The sequence below is a fragment of the Pandoraea norimbergensis genome (assembly GCF_001465545.3).
GTDB lineage: Bacteria > Pseudomonadota > Gammaproteobacteria > Burkholderiales > Burkholderiaceae > Pandoraea > Pandoraea norimbergensis.
In genome coordinates this window covers 3,016,099-3,040,931 of record NZ_CP013480.3, presented here as the reverse complement: position 1 = coordinate 3,040,931, position 24,833 = coordinate 3,016,099, and the positions used below count along the sequence as shown (strand labels likewise).

Sequence of the window (24,833 nt, the reverse complement as noted above, 5' to 3'; positions counted from 1 at the left end):
AGACGCGAGATCGTCGGCATGGACGCGGGCACGATGCGTGCCGATGTGATCAACGTGGCGGCGACACCACCACGAACTGGACGACTGTGCCCGAGTACACGGGCTGATACCAAGTGGAGCCGCAATGCTGATACGCCACAGTGCCCACCACAGTACTTACGCAGCTTGGGGGCAAGCTGGCCACGGTCGAGCCGATGATCGCCGCCGACACGCCGATCGTGACCGCCGCAGCCACCGGATCGTACCAGCCGCCTCCCCAATACGGTGGGGGCGGAGGCGGTGGTGGCGGCGGATGCGGCCCCGGCCCGGGTCCGGGCCCCGGCGGAGGCGGCGGGGGATGCGGACCGGGGCCCGGTCCGGGACCGGGAGGCGGTGGTGGCGGATGCGGTTCAGGTCCGGGCCCCGGTCCGGGGCCGGGACCTGGGCCCGGTGGATGGGGGCCCGGCCCCGGGCCGGGAGGTGCGGGATGTGGCCCGGGCCCCGGCTGCGGCGATGGGTTCGGACCAGGGGCCGGTCCGGGCGGCTGGCCGCCGCCATGGGGCGGTCCACCGGAAGGCTCGCCCGCGTTGGCGTGCATGGGGGTGTTGCCACCTGATGCGCCGCCACGTTGCATGCCACCAGCGCCAGCAGCACCGGCATTCGGCCCGGCACCGTGTGCCATGCCGCCGCCGTGGAAACCGCCACCACCGCCATGCAGGCTGGTCCGTGCGCCGCCACGGAATCCGAATCCGAAACTGTTAGTCGAGACGACGGCGAAGGTGGCCGCGACCGTCAGGCAGATCACTCGCATCGCGGGGCTGCTGCCGGGCTTGTGGTGGATCGCCGGCGACGGCGTACTTGTGGGCAAGGAAGTCATCCGGGTCATTGCCGACCTCCCTGCGGTTGGCCAGTCAGTCCTCCCGGACCGTCTTGCAGGGGCCCGGGCGGACGCATCTCGATACGCTGCGCCCCGGCGGGTACCTGATAGGTGAACGTTCCCGCCGCGAACGCCGGATTGACGTTCCAGCGGTAATTCACGGCATGCTGCGGCCGCGACGGTTGCGACGTATCGGTAATGACGAACCGGCAAGGCAGGGGCCGCGAACCTGCCCGAATCCACAATTCCCAATCGACATCGGGTTGCTGATACGCGTAGTGATTGCACCATTCACCATTCACGCGATCGAGTCCGATGAAGAGCGCCGAGCGCAATTGGGTGGCATCGTCGGGGTCCATGCCCCAATAAAACAGATCCGCCAGCGGGAGTCCGATGCCGTACTTCTGATCGATATCCCGCGCCAGCGCATCGATGGTCGGCGGCGCGTCGACCCGGCTGTAGAAGCGCTTGCCCTGTGACTCGTCGTAGAGCGTGAACGTTTTGCCGTTATAGACAATGCCGCGATTGCGCGCTTGGCCGGTGACCACTGCGCGGACCTTGTCGGGGCGCTGCACCGACATGTCGGTGTGATGCAGAAAGCCCACGTTCTGCCCGGTGCTCAATACGGCGTCGGTGACCGAATCTGCCGCCACGTGAAAGCGCTGCAAGGTTCTCAGATAACGACTCATTTTCGTCAGCGCGTCGACCGCACCTTGCTGCTTCTCCGGCATGCCCTGCACCGGGAGCGTGCTGTCCGATGCGGGGGCCTGTGCCGACGCCGAGTACGACGCCAGCGCAATGGCGGCGGCTGCACCGAATGCGAGCGTGCGAATCAGCGGACGAATCAGGGGACGAATCAGTGGACGAATCAGCGTACGCGTCAGCCTGCGATCAGGGTGATTGGGGCGATGGGGACGCGTTCGTCGGGAAGACATGGATGGCACTGTGTGACCTCATTCAAAGGGCGGGTGTGAACGGGACGACAACAACGTGCTGGGGCGCCGCATATCGGCGCAAGGGAGGCAGGGCGGGTCACCAATCGTTGACCCGCACAAATAAACCGACGGGGCCGTGTGACCATCGGGTCGGGTAGGAACAAGATTAGTGATTCGGATTGCAAACTGTCAAGACGAAATGCATCATCCGAACGGATTAAGAATTACGTAACTTCAATGAATGACTTTGTAACAAGTTGTTTCTGCTTTGATTGGAAATAGGTATGTACTTATCGTCCATGCATGAATGGGTTATTGATTTTCATCAATGAAATTCAAGGGTGATTCCACGCCTAAAGGCCTGTGGGCTTGGCGAGGCTGGGGGTGGGTAATTTTAATTATTCGACGGCTAACGGTATTTGGTATGCAAAACAAAATTATCTTGCCGAAATGAATTATTTTGTTACTATCGCCGGGAAACATTCGGTAATTGGTGCATGTCACCGGTCACTGGAAATTTGTTTCGGATAATTAACTATTTGCCGAATTCGAATGACGGATTCTCATTCGGTGATAACAAAAAGGACACACCATGAAGCTCACGCAAGCGATGATTCTGGCCGGTCTGTTGTCGCTGGGGCAGGCCGCCTATGCACAAACGCAGGCCGCCCCCCCGCCCGCACCGATCGTGCGTGGCGGCGTCGTCGAGTTCCGTACGACGCTGCTGGGTGTCGACGCCAAGAACCGCACCATTCAGGTCGCCGACGATCACGGCAAGCCGGTGACCTTCGTGGTCGGACCCGAAGTGAGAAACTTCGAGCAGATGCGCAAGGGCGACAAGGTGGTGGTGGCGTATGAGCGGGCGATTGCCATCTCGGTGGCACCGGGCGGCGGCATTCGCAGCAGCGTCGTCACTGAAGAAGCGAACCGTGCCACGCCGGGCAATCGTCCGGCCGCCGATGCGGCGCGCAACATCAAGGTCGTGGCGACCGTGCAGAAGATCGACCGCACGGCCAACGTCATTACGCTGCGCGGTCCGAAGCGCACCGTCGATATCGCCGTGCAGGACCCCTCGCTGCTCAATGGCGTGAAGGTGGGCGATTCCGTCAACGTGGATTACACCGAAGCGATTGCTGTGGCGGTGACGCAAGACCCGGATGCCAAGCGCAAGTGGACACCGCCGCCGCCGCCCCCGGCTCCCAAGCCGTAATGCACGCGGCGGACTATTCGTCGGTTTGACCATTGGGCGCCGGTGACACCACGACCGGCGCCCGATCCCCCCAAACGGCAAGCGCCCACGACCGGAGGTCGCCATGGCACGGTCCGCTCTTAAATTCGACGATGCGACATACGCCGCATTGCTCGCCGCCGCCCGCGACGCGGACACGGCTAACCCCCATAACAATCCCGCCTTTCTCGACGCTTTCCTGCACGACGCCTGGTCTGCCGCGCATCGCATTTACGGTGCGCAGACGTATCTGAAGTTGATGGGATTGGCGGGCGTGGCACGACGACCCAGTGCCGGTACCGTGCAAAAGGCCATTGTGCGTGCGCGTGCCGCCTACGAAATGCCGGCGGTGCCGACATCGGCATCGTTGCCCGTCAATGCCCACGCGGTCTGGGCGCAGCAGCTTGAGCAAAACCTGGCGAGGGCCATGACATTGCTCGATGCCCTGCCTGAAGGACAACTCTCCCACGGGCATGCGAGTGCCGACGTGGCCGATGCCATGCGGCGCGTACAACATCTGGAGCGGGAGAATCTGGAGTTGCGGGCGCGGCTCGCACAGATGACTGTCGCAGCCGCCTATGCGCGCGAGGCGCTGGGAGAAACGTTGACCGGCTTTGCGCCGCAAGGGTTATCGCGAGCGGGCAACCACGGTCGGCAAGGCCTCTGACGAACTGGCGACTGCCGGACCTGCCGGACCTGCCGGGCCCGGTTGTCCCATTGGGCCTGTCCCCATCGGGTCGGCAAGCGCTGCCGGCCCTTTCGATACCGAGAAGCCAAACGTATTGAGGCCGCCCGCGCTGTGCGCCCACACGGTGCCGCCGTGCATTTCGGCAATGGCCTTGACGATGGCCAGCCCCAGCCCGTGATTCTCACGGCTGTTGGTGCGCGACGGCTCGGCGCGGTAGAAACGATCGAACAAATGCCGCAGCACGTCGGGCGGAATCGGCGCGCCCGGATTGGCGACTTCAATGCGCACCTGATCGGCGTCGTGTGCCGACTTGGCCGGTTGCGATATCCGTACGTCGATGGTGGCGCCCGGCGCGCAATGCTCAATGGCGTTCATCACCAGATTCGCGACGGCGCGCCCGACGAGGGCCTTGTTCACATGAGCGAAGGCGCTGCCATGCAGCCGTGCCGCCACTTGCGCCTCTTCAAGCGGAATTTCCAGAAACTCCAACGTGTGTGCGGCTTCGCTCGCAATCGACAGGCCCGTCAGGCCGGTTGCGCGCTCGCCCTGATCAGCCCGTGAGAGGAACAGCATGTCGTTGATGATCGTGCGCATGCGGCCCAGCTCTTCGAGATTCGATTGCAGCAGGGCGCGCAGGTCTTCGACCGGCCGGTCGCGCGTGAGCGCCACCTCGGTCTGCCCGATCAGGATGGTCACCGGTGTGCGCAACTCGTGCGCGACGTCGGCGTTGAACGATTCCAGCCGCTCGTACGCGCCGTCAAGCCGGGCGAGGGCACCGTTGAACGAGTGTGCGAGATCGTCGAGTTCGACCGGTAGCGAACGGGTATCCAGTCGCTGGGAGCGGTTGTCCGGACTGATTTGCGAGGCTTCGCGGGTGAGGCGGGTCAGCGGCGAAAGCCCGAGCCGCGTGACCGAGTAGCTGAGCAGCAGCACGCCCAGACTGCCGAGCGCCGACAGCGCCGCGAGTCCGAGGCCGAAGGCGCGCAGCGTGCGCTCGTTGGGCGAATAGCTGGCCGACACCTGAAGCGTCACAGCCGGGCGCGAGCCGTACGGCGGCAAGATTTCGCGAGTGGTCAGCATATCGTCGCCACCGCCGTCGGGGCGCAGACGCACGTAGCCGTTGGACAATCGCTTCACGAACATGCCGCCCACGGGCGTGCCGAAGGTAAACCGTGGGTCGTCGCTTGAGACGGCGTAGGTCGTCGTGCCGTCGCGTGGGGTCATGTCACTTAGCTTTTCACGCACGATCTGCCACTTCTCGGGCGTCCCGCCGTGATAGACGATGATGTGCGCGATCTGCGCGCGATCGTCGAGCGACTCGCGCAGGTGCCGTTCCAACTGCACGCGCAGCATCATATATAGCGCGGTACCCACCAGCGCGAACACCGATAGCGCCACCACCGCGAACATCGCGGCGAGGCGGCGGGAGATCGAGTGTCTGACCATGGTGAGCGCGGCGGCAGTGCGCTCGGCTTACGCCTCGCGCACCTCCAGCACGTAACCCATGCCGCGCACGGTGTGCAGCAGCTTGTTGTGGAAAGGGCCGTCCAGCTTGGCGCGCAAGCGTTTGATCGCCGTCTCCACCACGTTCGTGTGGCTGTCGAAATTGACGTCCCAGACCAGTTCGGTGATGGCCGTCTTCGACAGAATGTCGCCCTGACGACGGGCGAGTACGGAGAGCAACTGAAATTCTTTGGCGGTGAGATCCAGACGTTGGCCGTCGCGCGTGGCGCGGCGTCCGATCAGGTCGACGTACAGGTCGCCGACCGAAATCAGTGTCGATTCCTGCACGCGGGTGCGGCGCGCGAGTGCATGCAGGCGCTCGACCAGCTCGATGAACGAGAACGGCTTGGTCAGGTAGTCGTCGGCCCCTTCGCGCAGGCCGCGCACGCGGTCGTTCACGTGATCGCGTGCCGTCAACATGATGACGGGCGTCGACTTGCGTTCACGCAACGAGCCGAGCACGGCAAAGCCGTCGCGCTTGGGGAGCATGACATCGAGCACGATCACGTCGTAGTCGAACTCCAGCGCGAGATGGGTGCCTTCTTCGCCATCGAGCGCGACGTCGACCACCCAGCCTTGCTCGGTCAGCCCCGAGCGCAGATAGTCCACTACCTTATGTTCGTCTTCAACGATCAGTACTTTCATGTCGTCACCTCACCTTTGCGCATTATACGAGTCAGTGGATGAATCCGACGGCAGCCATCCGCCGCCTAACGCCTTGACCAACGCAACCGACAACACCAGTTGCTGCCCGCGAATCTGCACATCCTGACGCTCGCTGGCGAGCAGGCTCTGCTGCGCGGTAATCACGCTCAGATAGGCGGTCAGCCCCCCCGAGTAGCGGTCGTTGGCGAGGCTCAGCAAGCGCTGTGCATCGACCACTGCCGCATGTGATTCGTGCGCCGCGCCGTCAAGCACCGACAAGCCGGTCACACCGTCCTGCACCTGCTGGAAGGCGGTGAGTACCGTCTGGCGGTAGTTGGCTTCAACGGCGCGATAACCGGCGCTCGCGTAATCCACACCGGCCCGCCGGCGTCCGCCGTCGAAGATGACTTGCGAGGCCGCCGTGCCCAGCGTCCAGAGCAGGCTGGGCGCGGAGAGCAGGTTGGCAAAGTCCGTCGCTTGCCAGCCGATGGACGGGTTGAGCATCAGGCTCGGGAAGAAGGCCGCCTTGGCGACGCCGATCTGGGCGTTGGCCGCCGCCATGGCCCGCTCGGCCGACGCGATGTCGGGGCGCCGTTGTAGCACGTCACTTGGCACCCCCAGCGGAATGCCCGGCAGCGAGTCGGTCAGCGTGCCGACCGGTACCGAGAATGCCGGGGCGGGCACGCCGACGAGCGCGGCAATCGCATGTTCGTACTGGTCGCGCTGCTGATGCAGCAGCCTGGCTTGCACGCGCGTGGTGTCGAGTTCCGACTGCTGTTGCAGCACATCGAGCCCGGAGACGGCGCCCAGATCGTGTTGTGCGCTGACATAGTCGAGCGCCTTCTGCTGCAACTTGACCGACTCGTCGAGCACGTGGATCTCGGCGTCGAGCGCGCGCAACTGAAAGTAGGCCGTAGCGAGTTGGGTGGTGAGCACCAGCCGGGCGTTGGCGAGATCGTCGCCGGCTTGCTCGGCCGACGCCTGCGCGCCTTCGACCTGACGGCGGATGCGCCCGAACAGGTCGGTGTCGTAGTTCACGCCGAGCCCGAGCTGAACGTTGTTCTGCACCGTCGACATCATCGACGACGAATAACTCGTGAGCGGGCGGTTGGCCGAGATGCGCTGACGTGCCAACCCGAACGACGCGTCGACTTCAGGCAGACGTTGTGCCGAGGTGCCGGCAAGCGTTGCCTGAGCCTGTTCGTAATGGGCGACGGCGGCCGCAAGCGTCTGGCTCTGCGCCAGTGCCTGTTTCTCGAGGTCGTCGAGCGCGGGCTCGTGGAACGAGGTCCACCAGTCGGGCTGCAACGGCGCGTGAGACGGCTGGGCCAGCCGCCAGTAACTGTCGGTTTTCCAGTCGGGCGGCGTGGAGACTTCGGGGCGCTGATAGTCCGGGCCGACGGCGCAGGCGCTGAGCAGCGTGGCGACGCCCAACACCATGGCACCGAGCCGGAGACCGCGGCCATACGTCATGCGAGGCGCGCGCTGCCGTACGGCTGACGTCGGACCCACGTGTTCGCTGGCGATCACGATTGCGCTCCTTGCGCCTTACCGTTGGCCGCGTCTTCCGACTTATCGGCGGGCTTGTTACCGGCTTTGCCGCCCGGTGCAGCCTTCACCGCCAGCGCCTTGGCCTGCACGTGGTCGCCGTCGTCGATGGAGTCGCTCGGGTTGATGATGACGCGGTCCGTCGGTGCGACGCCGTCGGCCAATTCCAGCGACTGCCCCAGATCCTGAGCGATCACGATCTTGTGCAGATGCACCACGCCCTGATCGTCCACCACGGCCACGCGGGGGCCTTCCGCGCGGAACAGCAGCGCGTTGGACGGCACACTCAGATGGGCTTGCGCCGCGCTCGGCAGCGCCAGTTGTACGTAAGCACCGGGGCGCAGCTTGCCGTCCGGGTTGGGCAGCGACGCCTCGATTTGCAGCGAGCGCGTGGCCACGTCGATGGCCCCGGACACGTGCGTGATCTTGCCCTGGAAGTGCTCGCCGGGCAGTTCGGCCTGCGTCACCACCACGGGTTGACCCACGCTCACGCCTTGCGCATAGGCCTGCGGCACCTGCACGTAGACGCGCAACGGGTCGGTCTGTGCGAGCGAGAACAGCGCGCGGCTGGTGCCGCTACCCGCATCGATCAGGTCGCCAACATCCACATTGCGTTGGGTAATCACGCCGTCGAACGGCGCCACGATGCGCTTGAACGATTCGAGTTGTTGCAGGCGCTTCACATTGGCGTCGGCAGCCGCCAGATTGGCGATGCCTTGCGTGTAGGTGCTTTGCCGTTCGTCGAGTTCCTGCTGCGAGACGGCATCGCGCTGGCGCAGCTGCTGCCACCGGTCGAGCGACGACTTCGCCAGCCCGAGGCTCGCGTTGATCTGGTTGCGCTGGGCGATGGCCTGTGCGAGTTCCTGATCGATTTCCGGCGTGTCGAGGTCGGCCAGCAACTGACCTTGTTTCACACGGGCACCGATGTCGACGTAGCGACGCAGCAAATAACCGGTCGCGCGGGCGTAGATCGGCGATTCGACCGCGCCGCGCAACGTGGCGGGCAGCAGGGTTTCGCTGGCCGAGGTCGTCTCCGGCGTGACCACACTCACATACTGCTTGGCGTTCTCCACCGTCACGTTGGCGACGTCGCGCCGTTGCAGGGCGTTCGACACGGTGGTGCGGGCGGCACCGGCGATCAGCAGCACGGCCACGACGATCAGTGCGATCTTGGCGCGGCGGAATTCGCCCTTGCGCGGCGGCAATTGCCGTCCGTCGGCCGGGTCGTGCTCGGGAAGGGCCAGTTCGGCGTGATGTTTCTCGGTCATGTCAGTCAACCCATCAAGAAGCAATTTTTTTGCGACGCGCGAGGCGGGTGTGAATCCCGGCAAACACGAGCGGCACGAAGAACAGTGTCGAAACCGTAGCGAACATCAGGCCGCCGATCACGGCGCGTCCCAGCGGCGCGTTTTGCTCTGCGCCTTCGCCGAGACCCAGCGCCATGGGCACCATGCCGATGATCATGGCGAGCGCGGTCATCAGCACCGGCCGGATACGGCCCGCACCGGCCTCCAGCGCCGCCTTGAGCGGCGCCATGCCCGATTCCATGCGCTGCCGGGCAAAGGCGACCACGAGAATACTGTTGGCGGTGGCCACACCCATGGTCATGATCGCGCCCGTGAGGGCCGGCACCGACAGCCGCGTGCCGGTCAGGAACAGCATCCAGACAATGCCGGCGAGGGCGGCGGGCAGGGCGCTCACGATGATGAGCGGGTCGACCCACGACTGGAAATTCACCACGATCAGCAGATAGACCAGCACGATGGCCATCGCCACGCCGACGCCCAGCCCGAGATACGAGCTTTGCATCGTGCTGACCTGACCGCGCACCACGATCTGACTGCCGCGCGGCAGGTCCTGACGGGCCTTGGCCACGAGTTTGTTGATGTCGCCCGCCACGCTGCCGAGGTCACGGCCTTCCACGCTCACGTACAAGTCGATCACTGGCCGGATGTTGTAGTGGCTGACCACCGCGAACTGCTCGGTCGGCACCACCTTCACAAAGTTGGCGAGCAACTGCGGCTGACCGTTATTGGCCGTGCCGGCCACGGGCGTGCGCAACAGGTCGTCGATCGAACTGACCCGGTACTGCGGCGCTTGCACCGACAGGCTGTACTCCACGCCGTTCTGACTGTTGAACCAGAAGCCCGGCGATGTTTGCGAACTGCCGGAGAGCGAGATCAGCACGTTCTGCGCGACCGCGTTCGCGTTCAGGTTCAGTTGCTGAAGGCGCGTGCGGTCCATATCGAGATGCAGCGTCGGCGCGTTCACCCGTTGCTGAATATGGGTGTCCACTGTGCCCGGCACTTGCCGTACCTGCTTGAGCAGCTTCGTCGCGATGTCGAAGTTGGCCAGTTGCTGATTGCCGCTGATCTGGATGTCGATGGCGGCGGGCAGACCGAAGTTGAGAATCTGCGTGACGATGTCGGCCGGCTGGAAGAAGAATTCCACGCCGGGGAAGCGTTGCGGCAGGATTGCGCGCAGCTTGTCGATGTAACCGGCGGTCGGCTGATGGTCGGGGCTGAGGGCGATCTGGATTTCACCGTCGAGCGTGCCGATCGTGCCGGCGTTGCTGTACGAGAGGTTGATACCGCTATACGGCAGCCCGAGGTTGTCGAGAATCGTCTCGAGTTCCTTCGGGGGCACGACTTCGCGCACGACCTTTTCCACTTCGTCGGCCAGTCGCGCCGTTTCTTCGATACGGGTGCCGGTCGGCGCGCGCATGTGCATGCGGATGTCACCCGCATCGACCGTCGGGAAGAAGTCGGCACCGAGGGCAAACACGAGCCCCATCGACAGTATGCAGAACGCCAGAAAGCTCAGCGCGAACATGCGGCGGCGGACCAGCAAGTTGGACAGCACCACGATGTAGGCACCGCGCATACGCTCGAAACCGGCGTCGAACCGCAGGTAGATGCGGCGGAACATACCGGGCTTCGCGTTCGGGTCAGGGTGGTGGGCATTGCCCATCAACAGCATGGCGAGCGTGGGCACGAGCGTACGCGAGAGCACGTACGACGCGAGCATGGCGAACACCACGGCTTCGGCCAGCGGCACGAACAGGTAACGCGCCACGCCGGTCAGGAAGAACATCGGCACGAACACGATACAGATACACAGCGTCGAGACCAGCGCAGGCACGGCAATCTCGCCCGCGCCCTCCAGAATCGCCTCGTGTAATGGGGTGCCCATATGCAAGTGCCGCTCGATGTTCTCGATCGTCACCGTCGCGTCGTCCACCAGAATACCCACCGCCAGCGCCAGCCCGCCCAACGTCATGATGTTGATCGTCTGACCGAGTGCATGCAGGGCCAGCAACGACGACAGAATCGACAGCGGAATGGAGATGGCGATGATGCAGGTGCTGCGCCAGTTGCCGAGGAACAGCAGAATCATCGCGGCCGTGAGGGCTGCCGCGATCAACGCTTCGTGAATCACGCCCTGCACGGCGGCCTTCACGAACACCGACTGGTCGAACAGCGCCGAGATCTTCAGATCGGAGGGCAGGGCGGCGCGGGCTTCCGGCAGCAGTGCCTTGAGCGAATCGACCACCGACAGCGTCGAGGCATCGCCTGTCTTCATGATCGACATCAGCACGCCGCGCTGGCCGTTCTGACGCACGATATTGGTTTGCGGCGAGAAGCCCGTGCGCACGTGAGCGACTTCGCGCAGATAGGTCGTGGCACCGCCCACCGTGCGCACCGGAATATTGTTCAGGCCTTCGACCGTCGGCGGCGACCCGTTCATGTCCACGTTGTATTCGCGCGGCCCGATCTTCGCCGTGCCGGTCGGCAGAATCAGGTTCTGGGCGTTGACTGCTGCGACCACGTCTTGCGCCGTCAGCCCCTTGGCGAGCAGCGCGCGCGAGTCGATGTCGACGGAGATCAGGCGCGTCTTGCCGCCGTACGGATACGGCACCGCCGCGCCGGGGATCGTCACCAGTTGCGGACGCAGGAAGTTGAGCGCCGTATCGTTGAGGGCGGGTTCCGACAGGCTCGGGCTCGACAGGCCGAGCTGCATCACCGGAATCGACGAGGCCGAGTAGCTGATTACCAGCGGCGGCGTGGCCCCGGGCGGCATCTGCTTGACTTGCGCCTGCTCCACGGCCACCACCTGTGCGATGGCCGTCTGCACGTTGGCCGTCGGTTGCAGGAAGATCTTGATGATGCCGATACCGGGCAGCGACTGCGACTCGATATGCTCGATGTTGTTGACCGTGGTTGTCAGGCCACGCTCGTTGCCGGAGATCATCCGGTCGGCAATGTCTTGGGCGGACAACCCGGTATACGTCCAGATCACGCTGATGACCGGGATGTTGATTTCCGGCAGCACGTCCACGGGCGTGCGCATGAGCGTCAGCGGCGTGGCGAGCAGAATCATGATGGCCATCACGATGAACGTGTAAGGCCGTTTGAGCGCAACGTTAACAATCCACATGGTTCAGACGCGCTCGGGCGCAGTCGCAGACGTACGGTCAAGGGCCGGTCGACGGCTGTTAGCCTGTAGGCGCGCAGCGTCGGTCCGGGCTAGGGCCTTGTTGTCTGCCGGCGCGCACGGTGGCGCACCGGGCGAGGCCCCGGGACGACGCCATGGTAGTGGCGCACTGCCAACGCCAAAATGACGCCAAAATGGCGGAATTGCCATATTGCAGCGAACGACCCGTTGAGGCCCGTCCGGTAAGGCTTTGCGTGGGGAGCGTGCGAAGGGAGTGGCATATTACGGTGTGTTGCGTTATAAATCAGGCACACCAAAAGTCGCCGCCCGATAGCGTTCAGCGTGCCTTCACCGGTCATGACTGTCTCTATGCTGGCGCGACGCAGTCGAGAACCCCAGCCCCAAGCAGGAACGCAATGACTGAACGTCCCCCTGAACCACAGCCGGTCTCCGGCACCGTCACCCGTAGTGCCATTTTTCTCGTCGCCACCGTTCGTGACGACGCGGCTGCGCATGCGGCCGTGCGTGCGTGGTGCGCCGATGCTGCCGCGTACGTGCGTGCCGTGGGCAAGCGCGTGCCGTCGGGCAATCTCTCGTGCGTTGTCGGTTTCAGCGACAACGCGTGGGACCGCCTGTTCGGCGACCCGGCCCCGGCCGAGCTGCATCCGTTCCGCGAGTTCGGTGCAGGCAAGCGGCACGCACCGGCGACGCCCGGCGATGTGCTGCTGCACATTCGCGCCGACCAGATGGATCTCTGCTTCGATCTCGCAACGCTGATGCTGAATAAGCTCGGCGATGCCGTCACCGTGGTCGATGAAGTGCACGGTTTCCGTTACTTCGATATGCGCAGCATGGTCGGCTTTGTCGACGGCACCGAGAACCCGACGGGTCAGGAAGCCATCGACTTCACCGTCATGGGCGACGAAGACCCCGAGTTCGCCGGCGGCAGCTATGTGCTGGTGCAGAAGTATCTGCACGACATGACCGGCTGGAATGCGCTGCCGGTGGAAGTGCAGGAGCGCATCATCGGGCGCACCAAGCTCTCGGATGTCGAGCTCGATGAAGCCGTGAAGCCCAGCAATTCACACAGCGCGCTGACCACGCTGGAAGAAAACGGCAAGGAAATCAAGATCCTGCGCGACAACATGCCGTTCGGCCGGCCCGGTTCGGCCGAGTTCGGCACCTTCTTCATTGGCTATGCGCGCTCGCCGGCGCCCATCGAGCAGATGCTGGAAAACATGTTCGTCGGCAAGCCGCCGGGCAACTATGACCGCCTGCTTGACTTCAGCACGGCAGTGACGGGCGGGTTGTTCTTCGTTCCGTCGGCCGCGTTGCTGGAAGAATTGGCCGATCGCGAACCGGTGGCAGAAGCCATCGAGTCACCGGTCGTCAAGACGCTGATCGACGCGCCGCCGCGCGACTCGCGCAACACGGCTGTGGTCGACGCGACCGTTTCCTCTCTCACCAATGCGAGCACCGCCCCGGTGGCGGGTTCGCTGAATATCGGATCGCTCAAAGGAGTTTCTCAGGCATGAATAACCTGCATCGCGAACTGGCCCCCATTTCGAACGCCGCATGGGAGCAGATCGAAGAAGAAGTGGCCCGCACGTTCAAGCGCACCGTCGCGGCTCGCCGCGTAGTCGACGTCAAGGGGCCGGGCGGTCTGGCGCTGGCTGGCGTAGGCACGGGGCATCAGAAGTCGATCGCGTCGCCGCTCAAGGGCGTGGATGCGCGTCAACGTACCGTGTTGCCGCTGGTGGTATTGCGCGTGCCGTTCGAGCTCTCGCGTGAAGCGATCGACGACGTCGAGCGTGGCGCCAACGACTCGGACTGGCAGCCGGCGAAGGACGCCGCCATCAAGCTCGCGTACGCCGAAGACCGCGCCATTTTCGACGGCTACAAGGCTGCGCAGATCACGGGCGTGCGTGAAGGCACATCGAACCCCGTGCTGCCGTTGCCGAAGAGCATCGCCGACTACCCGACCGTCATCGCCAAGGCACTGGAGCAACTGCGCCTCGAGGGTGTCGACGGTCCGTACAGCGTGTTGCTGGGTGCGGATGCCTACACGGCCGTAGCCGAAGCCAACGATCAGGGTTACCCGATTCTCGAGCACATCGGTCACATCGTGAGCGGCGAGATCATCTGGGCCCCGGCGATCGACGGCGGCGCCATCGTCTCGACGCGCGGCGGCGACTACGAGATGCACATCGGTCAGGACGTGTCGATTGGCTATCTCGACCACACCGCCGAGACGGTCCGTCTGTATCTGGAAGAAACGTTCACGTTCCTGATGCTGACAGCGGAAGCCAGCGTGTCGGTCGCCCCGGGCGCACCGGCCAAGACGGCAAAGGCCAAGTAAGGCGTCGAACCACGGCGGAAATCGCCGCGCCGAGCTAACGTCAGGCAAGGCCCGGCATTTCCGCCGACCTTGCCTGAGCCGCTCACCCCATCCCCTCGGTTTGTCATATTTACCTGAATAGCAAGTAAAACACAAAATAGCTGCTATTCAGCTATTTCATCTTTACCCGTATACCAGCTAAAATAAAAATACCTGTATATGAGGTAAATTGCTATGAATCGCCTCGTCACCTCGCCGACGCAGCTTGGCGAAATCTTGCGCTCGGCCCGTCGGGCGGCCGGACTGACGCAAAGTGAAGCCGCCGCGCGTCTGGGATTGAGCCAGAGTCGTCTGTCCGCGCTGGAGCTGGATCCGAAAATCATCTCGGTCGAGCAGTTATTGGCGCTAATGGGCCTTTACCGCCTTGATCTCGTGGTCGAATCACGCGATGTTGCCTCGGTTACTTCCAATACGGAGTGGTAGTCGATGGGGCGCAGATCGCATAGCCGGGCATTGTCCATCTGGGCAAACAATCAACGCGTCGGTACGTGGCGGATGTCGTCGCAAGACCGCATGGCATTGCAGTACGACGACGCGTGGCGAGAATCTGCTGCGGGGCGGCCGCTTTCGCTCTCGCTGCCGTTCGGCATCGACTCGACACCGCTGACCGGTGATCGGGTCCGTCACTATTTCGATAATCTTCTGCCGGACAGCGATGTGATTCGGCGCCGCCTCGCGGGGCGTTATGGCGCGCAATCGACAGATGGTTTCAATCTGCTAGAGGCCATCGGACGCGATTGTGTCGGCGCCATTCAGTTACTTGGCGAAGACGAGTCGCCCGGCAGTGTGCAAAGCATCGAAGCGAGTGCGTTGTCTGACGAGGAGATTGCCGAGCGTCTGCGTGATGCTTCCGGCGGTGCGATGCCGGGCCACCCGTCGCATGACGACTTGCGGCTCTCGATTGCGGGGGCGCAGGAGAAGACAGCACTGCTGCATCACAACGGGCGTTGGTGTTTGCCGCACGGCGCCACGCCGACGACTCACATCCTCAAGTTGCCGCTGGGGCTCGTCGGCAACCGGCGTGCCGATCTGTCAACGTCCGTCGAAAACGAGTGGCTTTGCATGCAGTTATGCGCTGAACTGGGTTTGCCGACCGCGTCTTGCGAGATGTTGACGTTCGGCGATCAGAAAGTGTTGTCGGTGACGCGTTTCGACCGTCAACTGCACGCCAGCGGTACATGGATCATGCGCTTGCCGCAGGAAGATTTCTGTCAGGTATTCGGCCTGCCTCCGCATCTCAAGTACGAGGCAGACGGTGGTCCCGGCATTGCCGATCTGGCGGCGACCTTGCGCCAGTCGCAGACGTCGGGCGAAGACCTCGAAACGGTGTTTCGCGCGCAAATCGTGTTCTGGATGCTGGCGGCAACTGACGGTCACGCCAAGAATTTCAGCATTCACCTGTTGCCGGGCGGGCGCTACCGGCTCACCCCGCTTTACGATGTGCTGTCGATGTGGCCCATCATGGGCGACGGGCCGAATCAGGTGCCATGGCAGCGCGCCAAGCTTGCCATGGCAGTGGCTGGCAAGCGCCGCCACTATCGGCTCCGCGAAATTCAGCGCAGGCATTTCGATGAGATGGCGACGAAGTGTTACCTCGGCGCGAGCGCTTCGCCTATCGTCGACGCGTTGCTCGCGAAAGTCCCTCAAGCAATCGCCGGCGTTGCGGGCCGGTTGCCACGCGGCTTTCCGGAAGCGGTGGCCGAAGGCATTTTCAAGGGGATGCAGCATTCCGCCGATCACTTGGCAGCGTGTGCATCCCCCTGATATGCCCTGAAGGCGATACCGTGCCGTCGTCAGTTCGCCGCAGGGGCAGATGCCGGTGCCGGCGCATCGCCCGCCATCGGCTTTTCGATCATCACGCGACGGTTGTCGCGGGCGATGATCTTCATCGGCAGGCCGAGCGTTTCGAGCACCGTGAACTTCTCCGGGTCGACCAGCGCGAGCGCCTTGGGGGCTGCCATCCAGACGTCGGCGAACTTGGCGAGTGTCGGAATCCAGCTATCCGGCGCTTGCGAGATACCGAACTCCAGTTCGTCCTGCACCGCGACCATGATCATGGGCTGTTGCAGGTAGTAGGGCATCGTGTGATCGAGCGTGCCCACCGAGTAGAACGGCGTATCCGGGCCGAGACGCTGCATCTCCGCGCGCACGGCCGGCACCAGATCGATGCCCGAGCTGCTCCGTCCGAACGCTTCATGGCCCGAGCCACCGATCATCACAAAGGCCAGCCACGTGCCGGCAAACGCGATCAGCGCCTGCTTCGTGCTGCGCTTGGCCAGCCAACGGGTAATGCCGATGCCGATCAGACCGACGAAACTGGCTGCGTACAGGTAATACGAGAACGCGCGATAGGCCTCGACCGGGTTGCGGCTGTCCGAGTGATGCGACAGGAACACCAGACACGTCACGATCGTCGCCACGAAGAACACCACCGACACGATCAGATGCTTGCGCAGGCTCTCGCGCGTCATCCCGGCCAGCCCCAGGCCGATGAGCATGGCGACGGCCGGTGCAATCGGCAGCACATACGAAATCAGCTTCGAATGCGAGACCGAGAAGAAACAGAAAATCAGGATCGCCCAGACCCACAGCATCGTCACCGGTCGGAAGCCGTTAGCCTGAGGCGGCGTCGCGCGCGAGGCCGAAATCGCACGCGGCAGCATCGACAACCACGGCAGGAAGCCGACGATAAACACCGGCACAAAGTAGTACAGCGGCCCGTTGCGATGGTGATCCGGTTTCAGAAAGCGGTTGAAGTGCTCGTTCACGAAGAAAAAGTCGAAGAACGACGGGTTGCGCGCCATCACGGCAGCGAACCACGGCACTGTGACCGCCAGCAGCACGATCAATCCGCTGACGATATACAGACGCTTCCACAACGCCCAGTCGCGCGCGACCAGCGTGTAGACCACCAGCACGGCACCGGGCAGCACGATGCCGATCAGCCCCTTGCTCAGAATCGACAGGCCCATGGCGGCCCAGCACAGCCACATCCAGTTGCGTGTCTGCGTGTCCGTGAGTCCCGGGCGTTGCGCCAGCAACAGGGCGCACAGCACGACGGCCATCATGAACGACAGGCCCATGTCCAGCACGTTGAAGTGACCCAGCAGGGCCCACAACGGCGCGCTCGCCAGTGCGATGGCCGCGAACAGGCCCGCACGGGCGCCGAAGATCCGGCGCCCCGTATAGCCGACCAGCAGCACACCGCCAAAGCCGGTGAGTGCCGTCCACAGGCGCGCTTGCCAGTCACCCAGACCGAACACCATGAACGTGAGCGCGTTCATCCACGTTTGCAGCGGCGGTTTCTCGAAATAGAGATAGCCGTTGTAGCGCGGCGTGACCCAATCGCCGGTGGCCAGCATTTCGCGAGCCATCTCCGCATAGCGGCCTTCGTCGCTGGAGATCAGGTGCCGCCAGTTCAGCAGGCCGAACCAGACCAGCGCGAACGCGGCCAGCAGCCAGAGGAGGGCAGCGGGAGAGATCGGCCAGGGTTCTAACCCGGCGTCACGTTGAGGGCGAGTGGACATGAATGCGAAACTTCCGGTCTTGTTGGATGAATGGAACGGGTGTTACGAAACATCTGGGTTCGGCAGCGTCACGCGCACATGGAGTCCGCGTGGCGGTGCCGGGCTGGCGTCCTTCAGATGCACCTGACCGCCGAGGCGGTCGACAATGGCCCGCACGATGGCCAGCCCCAGGCCGGTACCTTCCGTGCCCAGCCCGGGCACATGAGAATCGCGTACCTCGGTTGCGCGGTAAAACGCGTCGAATACGCGCTCGCGTTTGTCGGCGTCGATGCCCGGGCCGGAGTCGATGACGTCGATCGCAGCGTCGGCACCCGTTGCGGACAACCGCACCGATACCGTGCCGCCGCCCGGGGTGTACCGCACGGCGTTGCCGACAAGATTACTCAGCAGCGTGACAATATCGCGTTTGCTGCTTGCCACCCGCAACCCCGGCGCGGTGTCGATCAGGTCGAGCACGATCATCTTGCGGTCTGCCAGCACGAATACGTCTTCCAGTGCCTCGTGTACCGCCGGCAGCAGCGCCAGCGGTGTGGCCTCGGCCGTCGGTGCACTCTGGGCACGGGCGAGGGTCAGCAGTTGTTCCAGCAGCCCGCGCGTGCGCTGCAAGCCGCTCTTGAGTTTGGTGAGGCGCGCTCGCGTCTCGGTCTCGAGTTCCACCGGCGCGAGGGCCCGGTCGAGGTTTTCCGATTGAATCACCAGCGCGGTGACCGGCGAGCGCAGTTCGTGCGCGGCGTCCGCGACAAAGCGGCGCTGCTCGTCGAGCGCCTTCGCCAGACGGGCCAGCAGCCGGTTGATCGACACGATGAACGGTTCGATCTCCTTGGGCGCACTCGCGGTATCGAGTGCGTGCAGATCGGTCTCGCGTCGCGCATCCACGCCATCGGCCAGCCGTTGCAGTGGGCGGAAGGCTCGCCGAACGGTCAGCACGATCGCCCCGATCAGCAGCGGCACGAAGACCACAAACGGCAGCGCGGTGCGCAGACCGCTATTGCGGGCAATCTCATTGCGGCCTTCGGTCGGCTGTGCCACCACGATGCGCAGATCCGGCGTGATGGTGCGGACAAAGGCGCGCCACGTGTGGTCGCCCCGTGCCGTCCCTTCGACGGTGTGGAAGCCGTCGGTCAGCGTGACCGGAAACGTGCCGCCGAGTTTCTGTACGGTGAGCCGGTAATCGTGATCCTTGATCGGCAGGCCGTGCACGGCGTCGTCGGCACTGGACAGGTTGCGGGTATCGACGAGCGCGGCGAGTTGCAGCAGCTGGTCGTCCTGAAAGCGATACGCCTCGCTAAAGGCGGCCGCATACGAGACCAGACCGGCGACGATGCCCAGCCCCACCGCACAGGCGGAGAGCGTGACGACCAGTCGCGACTGCAACGAGCGCATCGTCATGCCTTGGGCACCAGCCAGCCGGCGCCGCGAATGTTGCGGATGACATCCGCGCCGAGTTTCTTGCGAATCGAGTGAATCAGGAAATCGATCATGTTGCTCTCGATCTCCTCGCCCCAGCCGTAAAGGCGATGCTCCAGCGCGTCGCGCGAGAGGATCGTGCCGGGCCGCAGCATCAGGGCATGCAGCAGCGCGTATTCACGGGCGGAGAGCACACATTTGTTGTCGCCGTAAGTCGCTTCGTGCGTGGCCGGGTCGAGTGACAGCGCCCCGTTGGTGAGTACGGGGACAGCCACGCCGGCGTTGCGGCGAATGACCGCGCGCATGCGAGCGAGCAGTTCACCCACTTCGAAGGGCTTGACGACAAAGTCGTCCGCCCCGAGATCGAGGCCTTGAATGATGTCTTCGGCGCCGTCGCGTGCGGTCACGACGATGATGGGCGTGCGGCCACCCGCACCGCGATGGGCGCGCAGCACGTCCCAGCCGTCGCGCCCGGGCAGGCCGAGGTCGAGCAGCATCAGGTCGTAGGTATGGGCGGCCAGCGCCGAGAGGGCCGACTCGCCGTCGCGACACCAGTCGGCGGCATACGAGGCGTCCTTGAGCGCCTGCATCATGGCCTCACCGATCATCTCGTCGTCTTCTACGAGCAATATCCGCATGGTTCTCTGAAATGTTCACGGCGCGACTGTGGAAAGCGCCAATTCACTGGCCGTCCCGTATGGCGACGGCTGGGGAGCACGATAGCGCGCGAAACTTAGGAGAAACTTAGTAAAGATCGACACGTGCCGGCGCGACTATGCCATGAAATGACACGATTAAACAAACACTTAGACGATCTTTTTTATGTCGATTGCGCTGAGCGGGCGATAGGGCCCGCTTAGGTGACTTCACAAACGTGACGCGTGTCACGAGCAACGGGCACGTGCCCAGCGAATTGTGAAAGTGACTGGTTGAATGTGCGCAGAATACTGACGCCTCACCCATTTAAACAACTAATGAGGAGGTCGATTTGATAACTGGTACGCAAGGCGTGGCGGGAGCGGCATCGAACTGGCAACGGATGATGCCGCCGCGCGAGAACCCATCGGCCGTCGAACCGTCTGCCCAAACAGCGGATGCTCAGACGCAAACCCTGCCGGAGGAACCGTTGCGTCGATCCGAGCAGACGTTCAACGCAATATGTTCTCAGGTTCTGGGCGCGCTAATGCGCTTCGATAACCTGGGTTCTGTGATTGGCAATGAGGTGGTCACGCCAACCGAGATGTCTGAAGCTGACCGTTCGCACTTGTTACGCGAGGTGGAGGACTCCCTGGGCCTTAACCTGGTCGATCCATCGATCCCGATGACGGAGCGGCTCGCTGCCAGAACGCTAACGCGCCTCGGGCAAGAGCAGGTTCGGACACGGCTAGATCCCGAACTGATGTGGCTGGCAGACGGCCTTGCGGCAATAGGGGAGCGTCGGTATGTGGCAGCGGTGGAGGCCAGTCGCCCGGGATCCCGGCCTGAAACGGAGGGGTGGCACAATTTTGGCGGCGACGTATTTGGTCCGGAGGTCGAAGACGCGTTCAGCGATCCAGAGTCCGAAGCCTGGAATTTCCTGGACGACGCGTGGTTCGAGGAGCTGTTGCAGAGGTTTGTTCGTTATATGAGTGGCGCGTTGATGCATTTTCGCTGGGCAGGCTCCGGTGCAGGTCCCGGTCGAGGCATTGACGACGAGCGGCGCGCGCTGATAACGGCAGCCCAGTCCGAGCGGACAAACCCGCCCGCTGGGCAGGTCCCTCAGATCGGTGGCTCGTCGGCGGCCATGCAGCGCGCGCTGAGCGTTGCCGGATCGAGAGAACTCGCGCTGGCACCGACTACCCATTGGCTCGACACTTGTTACCCCAGCAACCCGTAGTTCGACTTCGGTGGCGTCGGGATCTTCAACGTCGAAAACCAACGGCGTTGAAGATCCCGCTGCCCGCTACCGGCAGGAAATCGGACGCCTACAGCGAACGCAGCGTCTGCGCAGCCGCCACCATGTTTTGCAGTGCCGGGATGACTTCGGCCCACTGACGCGTCTTCAGCCCACAGTCCGGGTTGACCCACAGACGTTGTGCCGGAATGCGCTCAGCCGCCTTTTGCATCAGCATCACGATGTGCTCTTGGGTCGGGATGTTCGGCGAGTGAATGTCGTACACCCCCGGGCCGATCTCGTTCGGGTACTGGAACGAGTCGAACGCGTCGAGCAGTTCCATATCCGAGCGCGAAGTCTCGATGGTGATCACGTCGGCGTCCATGTCGGCAATCGCCGCAATGATGTCGTTAAACTCTGAGTAGCACATGTGCGTATGGATCTGCGTGTCGTCCTGCACACCGTTCGCCGTGATGCGGAACGATTCGACCGCCCAGTCCAGATACGTCTGCCATTGCGCACGGCGCAGCGGGAGGCCTTCGCGCAGGGCGGCCTCGTCGATCTGGATCACGCGCACACCGGCTTTCTCAAGATCCAGCACCTCTTCGCGAATCGCCAGCGCCAACTGGAAGCACGAGACCGAGCGCGGTTGATCGTCACGCACGAACGACCAGTTCAGGATTGTGACCGGGCCGGTCAGCATGCCTTTCATCGGCTTGTCGGTCAGCGACTGCGCATACTGGATCCACTCGACGGTCATCGCCTTCGGGCGGCGGATGTCGCCGAACATGATGGGCGGCTTCACGCAGCGTGAACCGTACGACTGTACCCAGCCGAACTGGCTGAACGCGTAGCCCTCCAACTGCTCGCCGAAGTACTCGACCATGTCGTTGCGCTCGGCTTCGCCGTGCACCAGCACGTCTAGCCCCAGCGCTTCCTGTTCGCGCACGCTGCGCTCGATCTCGGCGCGCATGGCGGCGACGTAACCTGCCTGATCCAGTTCGCCAGCCTTGTACTGACTGCGGGCGGTGCGGATCTCGGCCGTTTGCGGAAACGAGCCGATGGTGGTGGTCGGGAACAGCGGCAGTTTCAGCTTGGCGGCCTGCTTCGGGGCCCGCTCGATATACGGACGCTGACGGCGGCCCAGCGAGGCCTCGATCTTCGCGACGGCAGCCTTGACCGCCGGGTTGTGCACGCGCGGCGACGCGCGGCGGCTGGCGATGGCACCGGCATTCGCATTCAGCTCGGCGGACACGGCGTCTCGGCCTTCGTTGATGGCACGCGCCAGCACGCTGAGCTCTGCCAGCTTTTGCTTGGCGAAGGCGAGCCACGCACGGATTTCACCGTCCAGCTTCTGTTCGCTTTCCAGATCGACGGGCACGTGCAGCAGCGAGCACGACGGCGCAATCCACAGGCGGTCGCCGAGTTGTCTGGCGATGGGCTCCAGCCATTCAAGAACGGCGGCCAGATCCGATTTCCAGATGTTGCGGCCGTTGATCACGCCCAGCGAGACCACCTTGTCAGCGGGCAGCGCGGCGAGGGCCTTGGCGACTTCACCTTTGGCGTTGACGGCGTCGAGGTGCAGCCCATCGACCGGCAGGCGGCAAGCCAGCGGCAGATTTTCGATGAGCTCACCGAAGTACGTGGCGAGCAGACGCTTGACCGGCGCATGGGCGAGGGCAGCATAGGCCGTCTCGAAAGCTTTTTGCCATTCGGCGCCCAGTTCGGTCACGAGAATCGGTTCGTCGATCTGCACCCATTCCACGCCTTGTGCGGCGAGGGTTTCAAGCAGTTTCACGTAGACCGGCAACAGACGCGGCAACAGGGCGAGCTTGTCGCTGTCGTCCTTGGCCTTGCCGAGCCACAGGTAGGTGACCGGGCCGACGATGACTGGTTTGGCCTTGACGCCCGCAGCACGGGCTTCGGCGAGTTGGTCGATCAGGCGCGAGGCGTCGAGCGAGAACTGCGTGGCGGCCGAGAATTCCGGGACGATGTAGTGATAGTTCGTATCGAACCACTTGGTCATTTCACCGGCGGCGACGCCACCGCAGCAGGCCGTGTGGTCCTCGGCGCTCTGGGCCGAGCGGCCGCGCGCGACACGGAAGTAGTTGTCCAGCGCATCGCCATGGAAGTTCTGCACGCGCTCGGGCAAGTTGCCCAGCGTGAAGCTCATGTCGAGCACTTGATCGTAGAAGGCGAAGTCGCCGACCGGGGCCAGATCGAGGCCTGCCTGATCTTGCCAGTGGCGCTGGCGCAGCGACGCGCCCAGCGACTTCAGTTCGTCACGCGACGATTGGCCTTTCCAATACGCTTCCAGACCGAACTTCAGTTCGCGCTTCGCGCCGATGCGCGGGAATCCCAGATTGTGTGTCTTTGCCATGGTTCTCTAGTGACGTCGCCGCCAGATGAGTGGAGCAGTGACGACGATCATAGAGAATTCGATCAATGAATGAAAATGGTCATATTTTATGGTCGCATTAATTCCATTCATGGTTCGACGCGCGAGAGAGGTTTGCGTTAGCGCTCGGATCGACCGTATGACGGCGGTGTCAGCGTGCGGGCAACGTCACGTAACACGTCGATGAGCGCCAGCGCTGCGGCGTTCGGGGCTTGACCGTGCAGTACACCGACGGTGGGCGCCACGTGAGCGAAACGCAGGCCGAAGTCGTGCAGACTGCCGCCCAGCGGCGAGCGCGCGACGCCGAGTGTCGATGCAAGAAACAGGCATGGCATCGCTTGCGCGGTGCTGGCGTTGGTCATGAGCGTGGTCGATTCCATGATGACGCGCGGGGCGGGCAGCCCCTGATGTGCGAACTCGGTATCGATGGCGCGACGCATCGGCGTGCCGGGCGGCGGCACGATCCACGGGTAGCGGGCGGCGTCCGCCCATGTCGGTGCTGCATGCCGCGTCAGGGGGTGGTTATGCGCCCCGAATACCCGCACATCGTCGTCATACAAGGGGACCACGCCAAACCCGGCGTTCATGGCGGCGGCGTCGAGCCGGCAGACCAGCAGATCGATTTCGTGCCAGTGGGCACGGGGTAACAACCGATCCAGCGTTTCTTCAAACAGGTTGATGCGCAGCGCGGGGCCGGTTTGTTCAATTCGGGCGAGCGCCTGCGGCATCAGCACGCTGGCCATACCCGGCAGAATGCCGACATTCACGGGCAGTCCGAGTCCGTCGCGCAGCGCTTGCACGGCTGGCGCGACGCCGGCCAGATCGGTCAGCATGCGCTCGGCGCGCTCCAGCAGGGCGTCACCGTAGGGCGTGGGACTCACGCGCCGCGTGGTGCGCTCGAACAATGAGACCCCCAGCGCTTGCTCTATCTCTCGTAACCACTTCGACAATGCCGGCTGCGTAATTGCCGCTGCCTCGGCCGTGCGCGCAAAGCTGCGCGTGCGGCCGAGCCAGCGCAGCGTTTCCAGATCGCGAATGCGCAGCTTGCGAAGCACGGCGGGAATCTGACGGGCAAGCCGGACCGGGTCGTCGACGTGCGCATTGTCACTGGACGGGCCGACTTGTGGCGAGGTCGTAGAACGAGTGTTCATGGGGATCGGCGTAGGCGGCTCTGCGTAGACGAGTTACCGCATCATTGATGTCATTTAGGTAATGAATATAGCGTCACTTTTCATCGATGGGTGCTGAATCTTGCCAAATAATGGGATTCCGTTGCCGCCCAATGCGTGACATCACGCCAACGCATCGAGGTGAGCAACGTCAATCAAACGTCAATCAAACGTCAATCCCGGCCATCGGCGCAAATCACAAAAGCGACGCCGACGCCCCACAG

19 protein-coding genes are annotated in these 24,833 nt (G+C 63.6%); 7 read left to right on the top strand and 12 right to left on the bottom strand.

Annotation, left to right across the window (positions count from 1 at the left end; translation table 11 throughout):
* Positions 1–49: 49 nt before the first annotated feature.
* Both AT302_RS27610 and AT302_RS13125 read right to left on the bottom strand, forming a co-directional pair.
* Positions 50–235 carry a hypothetical protein gene (locus tag AT302_RS27610; RefSeq protein ID WP_150685537.1) on the bottom strand — a complete coding sequence of 62 codons (186 nt, stop codon included), beginning with the start codon at positions 233–235 and terminating at the stop codon, positions 50–52.
* A gap of 626 nt (positions 236–861) precedes the next feature.
* Positions 862–1,791 carry a DUF2092 domain-containing protein gene (locus tag AT302_RS13125; RefSeq protein WP_058378834.1) on the bottom strand — a complete coding sequence of 310 codons (930 nt, stop codon included), beginning with the start codon at positions 1,789–1,791 and terminating at the stop codon, positions 862–864.
* 592 nt (positions 1,792–2,383) lie between these two features.
* Here AT302_RS13125 and AT302_RS13120 point away from each other — a divergent pair.
* Positions 2,384–3,001, top strand: a complete 618-nt coding sequence (locus tag AT302_RS13120; protein ID WP_058378833.1) for a hypothetical protein — start codon at positions 2,384–2,386, stop codon at positions 2,999–3,001.
* A gap of 103 nt (positions 3,002–3,104) precedes the next feature.
* Complete coding sequence (locus tag AT302_RS13115; RefSeq protein WP_058378832.1) at positions 3,105–3,686, top strand: hypothetical protein; 582 nt, start codon at positions 3,105–3,107, stop codon at positions 3,684–3,686.
* On the opposite strand, the gene AT302_RS13110 is transcribed toward AT302_RS13115, so the two are convergent.
* From AT302_RS13110 to AT302_RS13090, 5 genes are read right to left on the bottom strand one after another with little or no spacing between them, the layout of a single operon-like run.
* On the bottom strand, positions 3,648–5,153 hold the full coding sequence (locus AT302_RS13110) for a heavy metal sensor histidine kinase (RefSeq protein WP_084656214.1): 1,506 nt from the start codon (positions 5,151–5,153) through the stop codon (positions 3,648–3,650). The two genes, AT302_RS13115 and AT302_RS13110, sit on opposite strands and share 39 nt — an antisense overlap.
* 27 nt (positions 5,154–5,180) lie before the next feature.
* A complete protein-coding gene (locus AT302_RS13105; RefSeq protein WP_058378831.1) occupies positions 5,181–5,855 on the bottom strand; it encodes a heavy metal response regulator transcription factor in 675 nt (224 codons plus the stop codon).
* Positions 5,856–5,864: 9 nt separating this feature from the next.
* On the bottom strand, positions 5,865–7,328 hold the full coding sequence (locus AT302_RS13100; RefSeq protein WP_058380312.1) for an efflux transporter outer membrane subunit: 1,464 nt from the start codon (positions 7,326–7,328) through the stop codon (positions 5,865–5,867).
* 53 nt (positions 7,329–7,381) lie between these two features.
* Entirely contained in the window at positions 7,382–8,671 is a 1,290-nt protein-coding gene (locus AT302_RS13095; RefSeq protein ID WP_058378830.1) for an efflux RND transporter periplasmic adaptor subunit, read from the bottom strand.
* A gap of 13 nt (positions 8,672–8,684) precedes the next feature.
* Positions 8,685–11,840 carry an efflux RND transporter permease subunit gene (locus AT302_RS13090; RefSeq protein WP_058378829.1) on the bottom strand — a complete coding sequence of 1,052 codons (3,156 nt, stop codon included), beginning with the start codon at positions 11,838–11,840 and terminating at the stop codon, positions 8,685–8,687.
* Between the two features lie 413 nt (positions 11,841–12,253).
* Here AT302_RS13090 and AT302_RS13085 point away from each other — a divergent pair, with 413 nt between their 5' ends.
* The 4 genes from AT302_RS13085 (at position 12,254) to AT302_RS13070 (ending at position 15,999) form a co-directional block, all read left to right on the top strand.
* Complete coding sequence (locus AT302_RS13085; RefSeq protein WP_058378828.1) at positions 12,254–13,372, top strand: Dyp-type peroxidase; 1,119 nt, start codon at positions 12,254–12,256, stop codon at positions 13,370–13,372.
* Positions 13,369–14,196 (top strand): family 1 encapsulin nanocompartment shell protein, encoded by an 828-nt coding sequence (locus AT302_RS13080; RefSeq protein WP_058378827.1) that lies wholly within the window; start codon positions 13,369–13,371, stop codon positions 14,194–14,196. Before AT302_RS13085 ends, AT302_RS13080 begins: the two co-directional genes overlap by 4 nt.
* 213 nt (positions 14,197–14,409) lie before the next feature.
* Positions 14,410–14,658: a helix-turn-helix domain-containing protein gene (locus AT302_RS13075; protein WP_058378826.1), complete on the top strand. Its 249-nt coding sequence runs from the start codon at positions 14,410–14,412 to the stop codon at positions 14,656–14,658.
* A gap of 3 nt (positions 14,659–14,661) precedes the next feature.
* Positions 14,662–15,999 (top strand): type II toxin-antitoxin system HipA family toxin, encoded by a 1,338-nt coding sequence (locus AT302_RS13070; RefSeq protein WP_058378825.1) that lies wholly within the window; start codon positions 14,662–14,664, stop codon positions 15,997–15,999.
* Between the two features lie 29 nt (positions 16,000–16,028).
* Here AT302_RS13070 and AT302_RS13065 read toward each other — a convergent pair whose 3' ends face one another.
* From AT302_RS13065 to AT302_RS13055, 3 genes are read right to left on the bottom strand one after another with little or no spacing between them, the layout of a single operon-like run.
* On the bottom strand, positions 16,029–17,762 hold the full coding sequence (locus tag AT302_RS13065; RefSeq protein WP_058378824.1) for a glycosyltransferase family 39 protein: 1,734 nt from the start codon (positions 17,760–17,762) through the stop codon (positions 16,029–16,031).
* Positions 17,763–17,804: 42 nt separating this feature from the next.
* Entirely contained in the window at positions 17,805–19,151 is a 1,347-nt protein-coding gene (locus AT302_RS13060) for a sensor histidine kinase (RefSeq protein WP_084656213.1), read from the bottom strand.
* Positions 19,148–19,807 (bottom strand): response regulator transcription factor, encoded by a 660-nt coding sequence (locus AT302_RS13055; protein WP_058378822.1) that lies wholly within the window; start codon positions 19,805–19,807, stop codon positions 19,148–19,150. The genes AT302_RS13060 and AT302_RS13055 overlap by 4 nt, the downstream gene beginning before the upstream one ends.
* Positions 19,808–20,157: 350 nt before the next feature.
* Between AT302_RS13055 and AT302_RS13050 the strand changes: the two genes are divergently transcribed.
* Positions 20,158–21,045, top strand: a complete 888-nt coding sequence (locus tag AT302_RS13050; protein WP_157125785.1) for a hypothetical protein — start codon at positions 20,158–20,160, stop codon at positions 21,043–21,045.
* Positions 21,046–21,133: 88 nt separating this feature from the next.
* On the opposite strand, the gene metE is transcribed toward AT302_RS13050, so the two are convergent.
* Together metE and AT302_RS13040 are read right to left on the bottom strand one after the other, a co-directional pair.
* The gene (metE, locus tag AT302_RS13045; RefSeq protein ID WP_058378820.1) at positions 21,134–23,422 is read right to left on the bottom strand and encodes a 5-methyltetrahydropteroyltriglutamate--homocysteine S-methyltransferase; all 2,289 of its coding nucleotides are present in this window, start codon (positions 23,420–23,422) and stop codon (positions 21,134–21,136) included.
* Positions 23,423–23,559: 137 nt separating this feature from the next.
* Positions 23,560–24,591 (bottom strand): LysR family transcriptional regulator, encoded by a 1,032-nt coding sequence (locus AT302_RS13040; protein ID WP_058378819.1) that lies wholly within the window; start codon positions 24,589–24,591, stop codon positions 23,560–23,562.
* Positions 24,592–24,833: the final 242 nt, after the last annotated feature.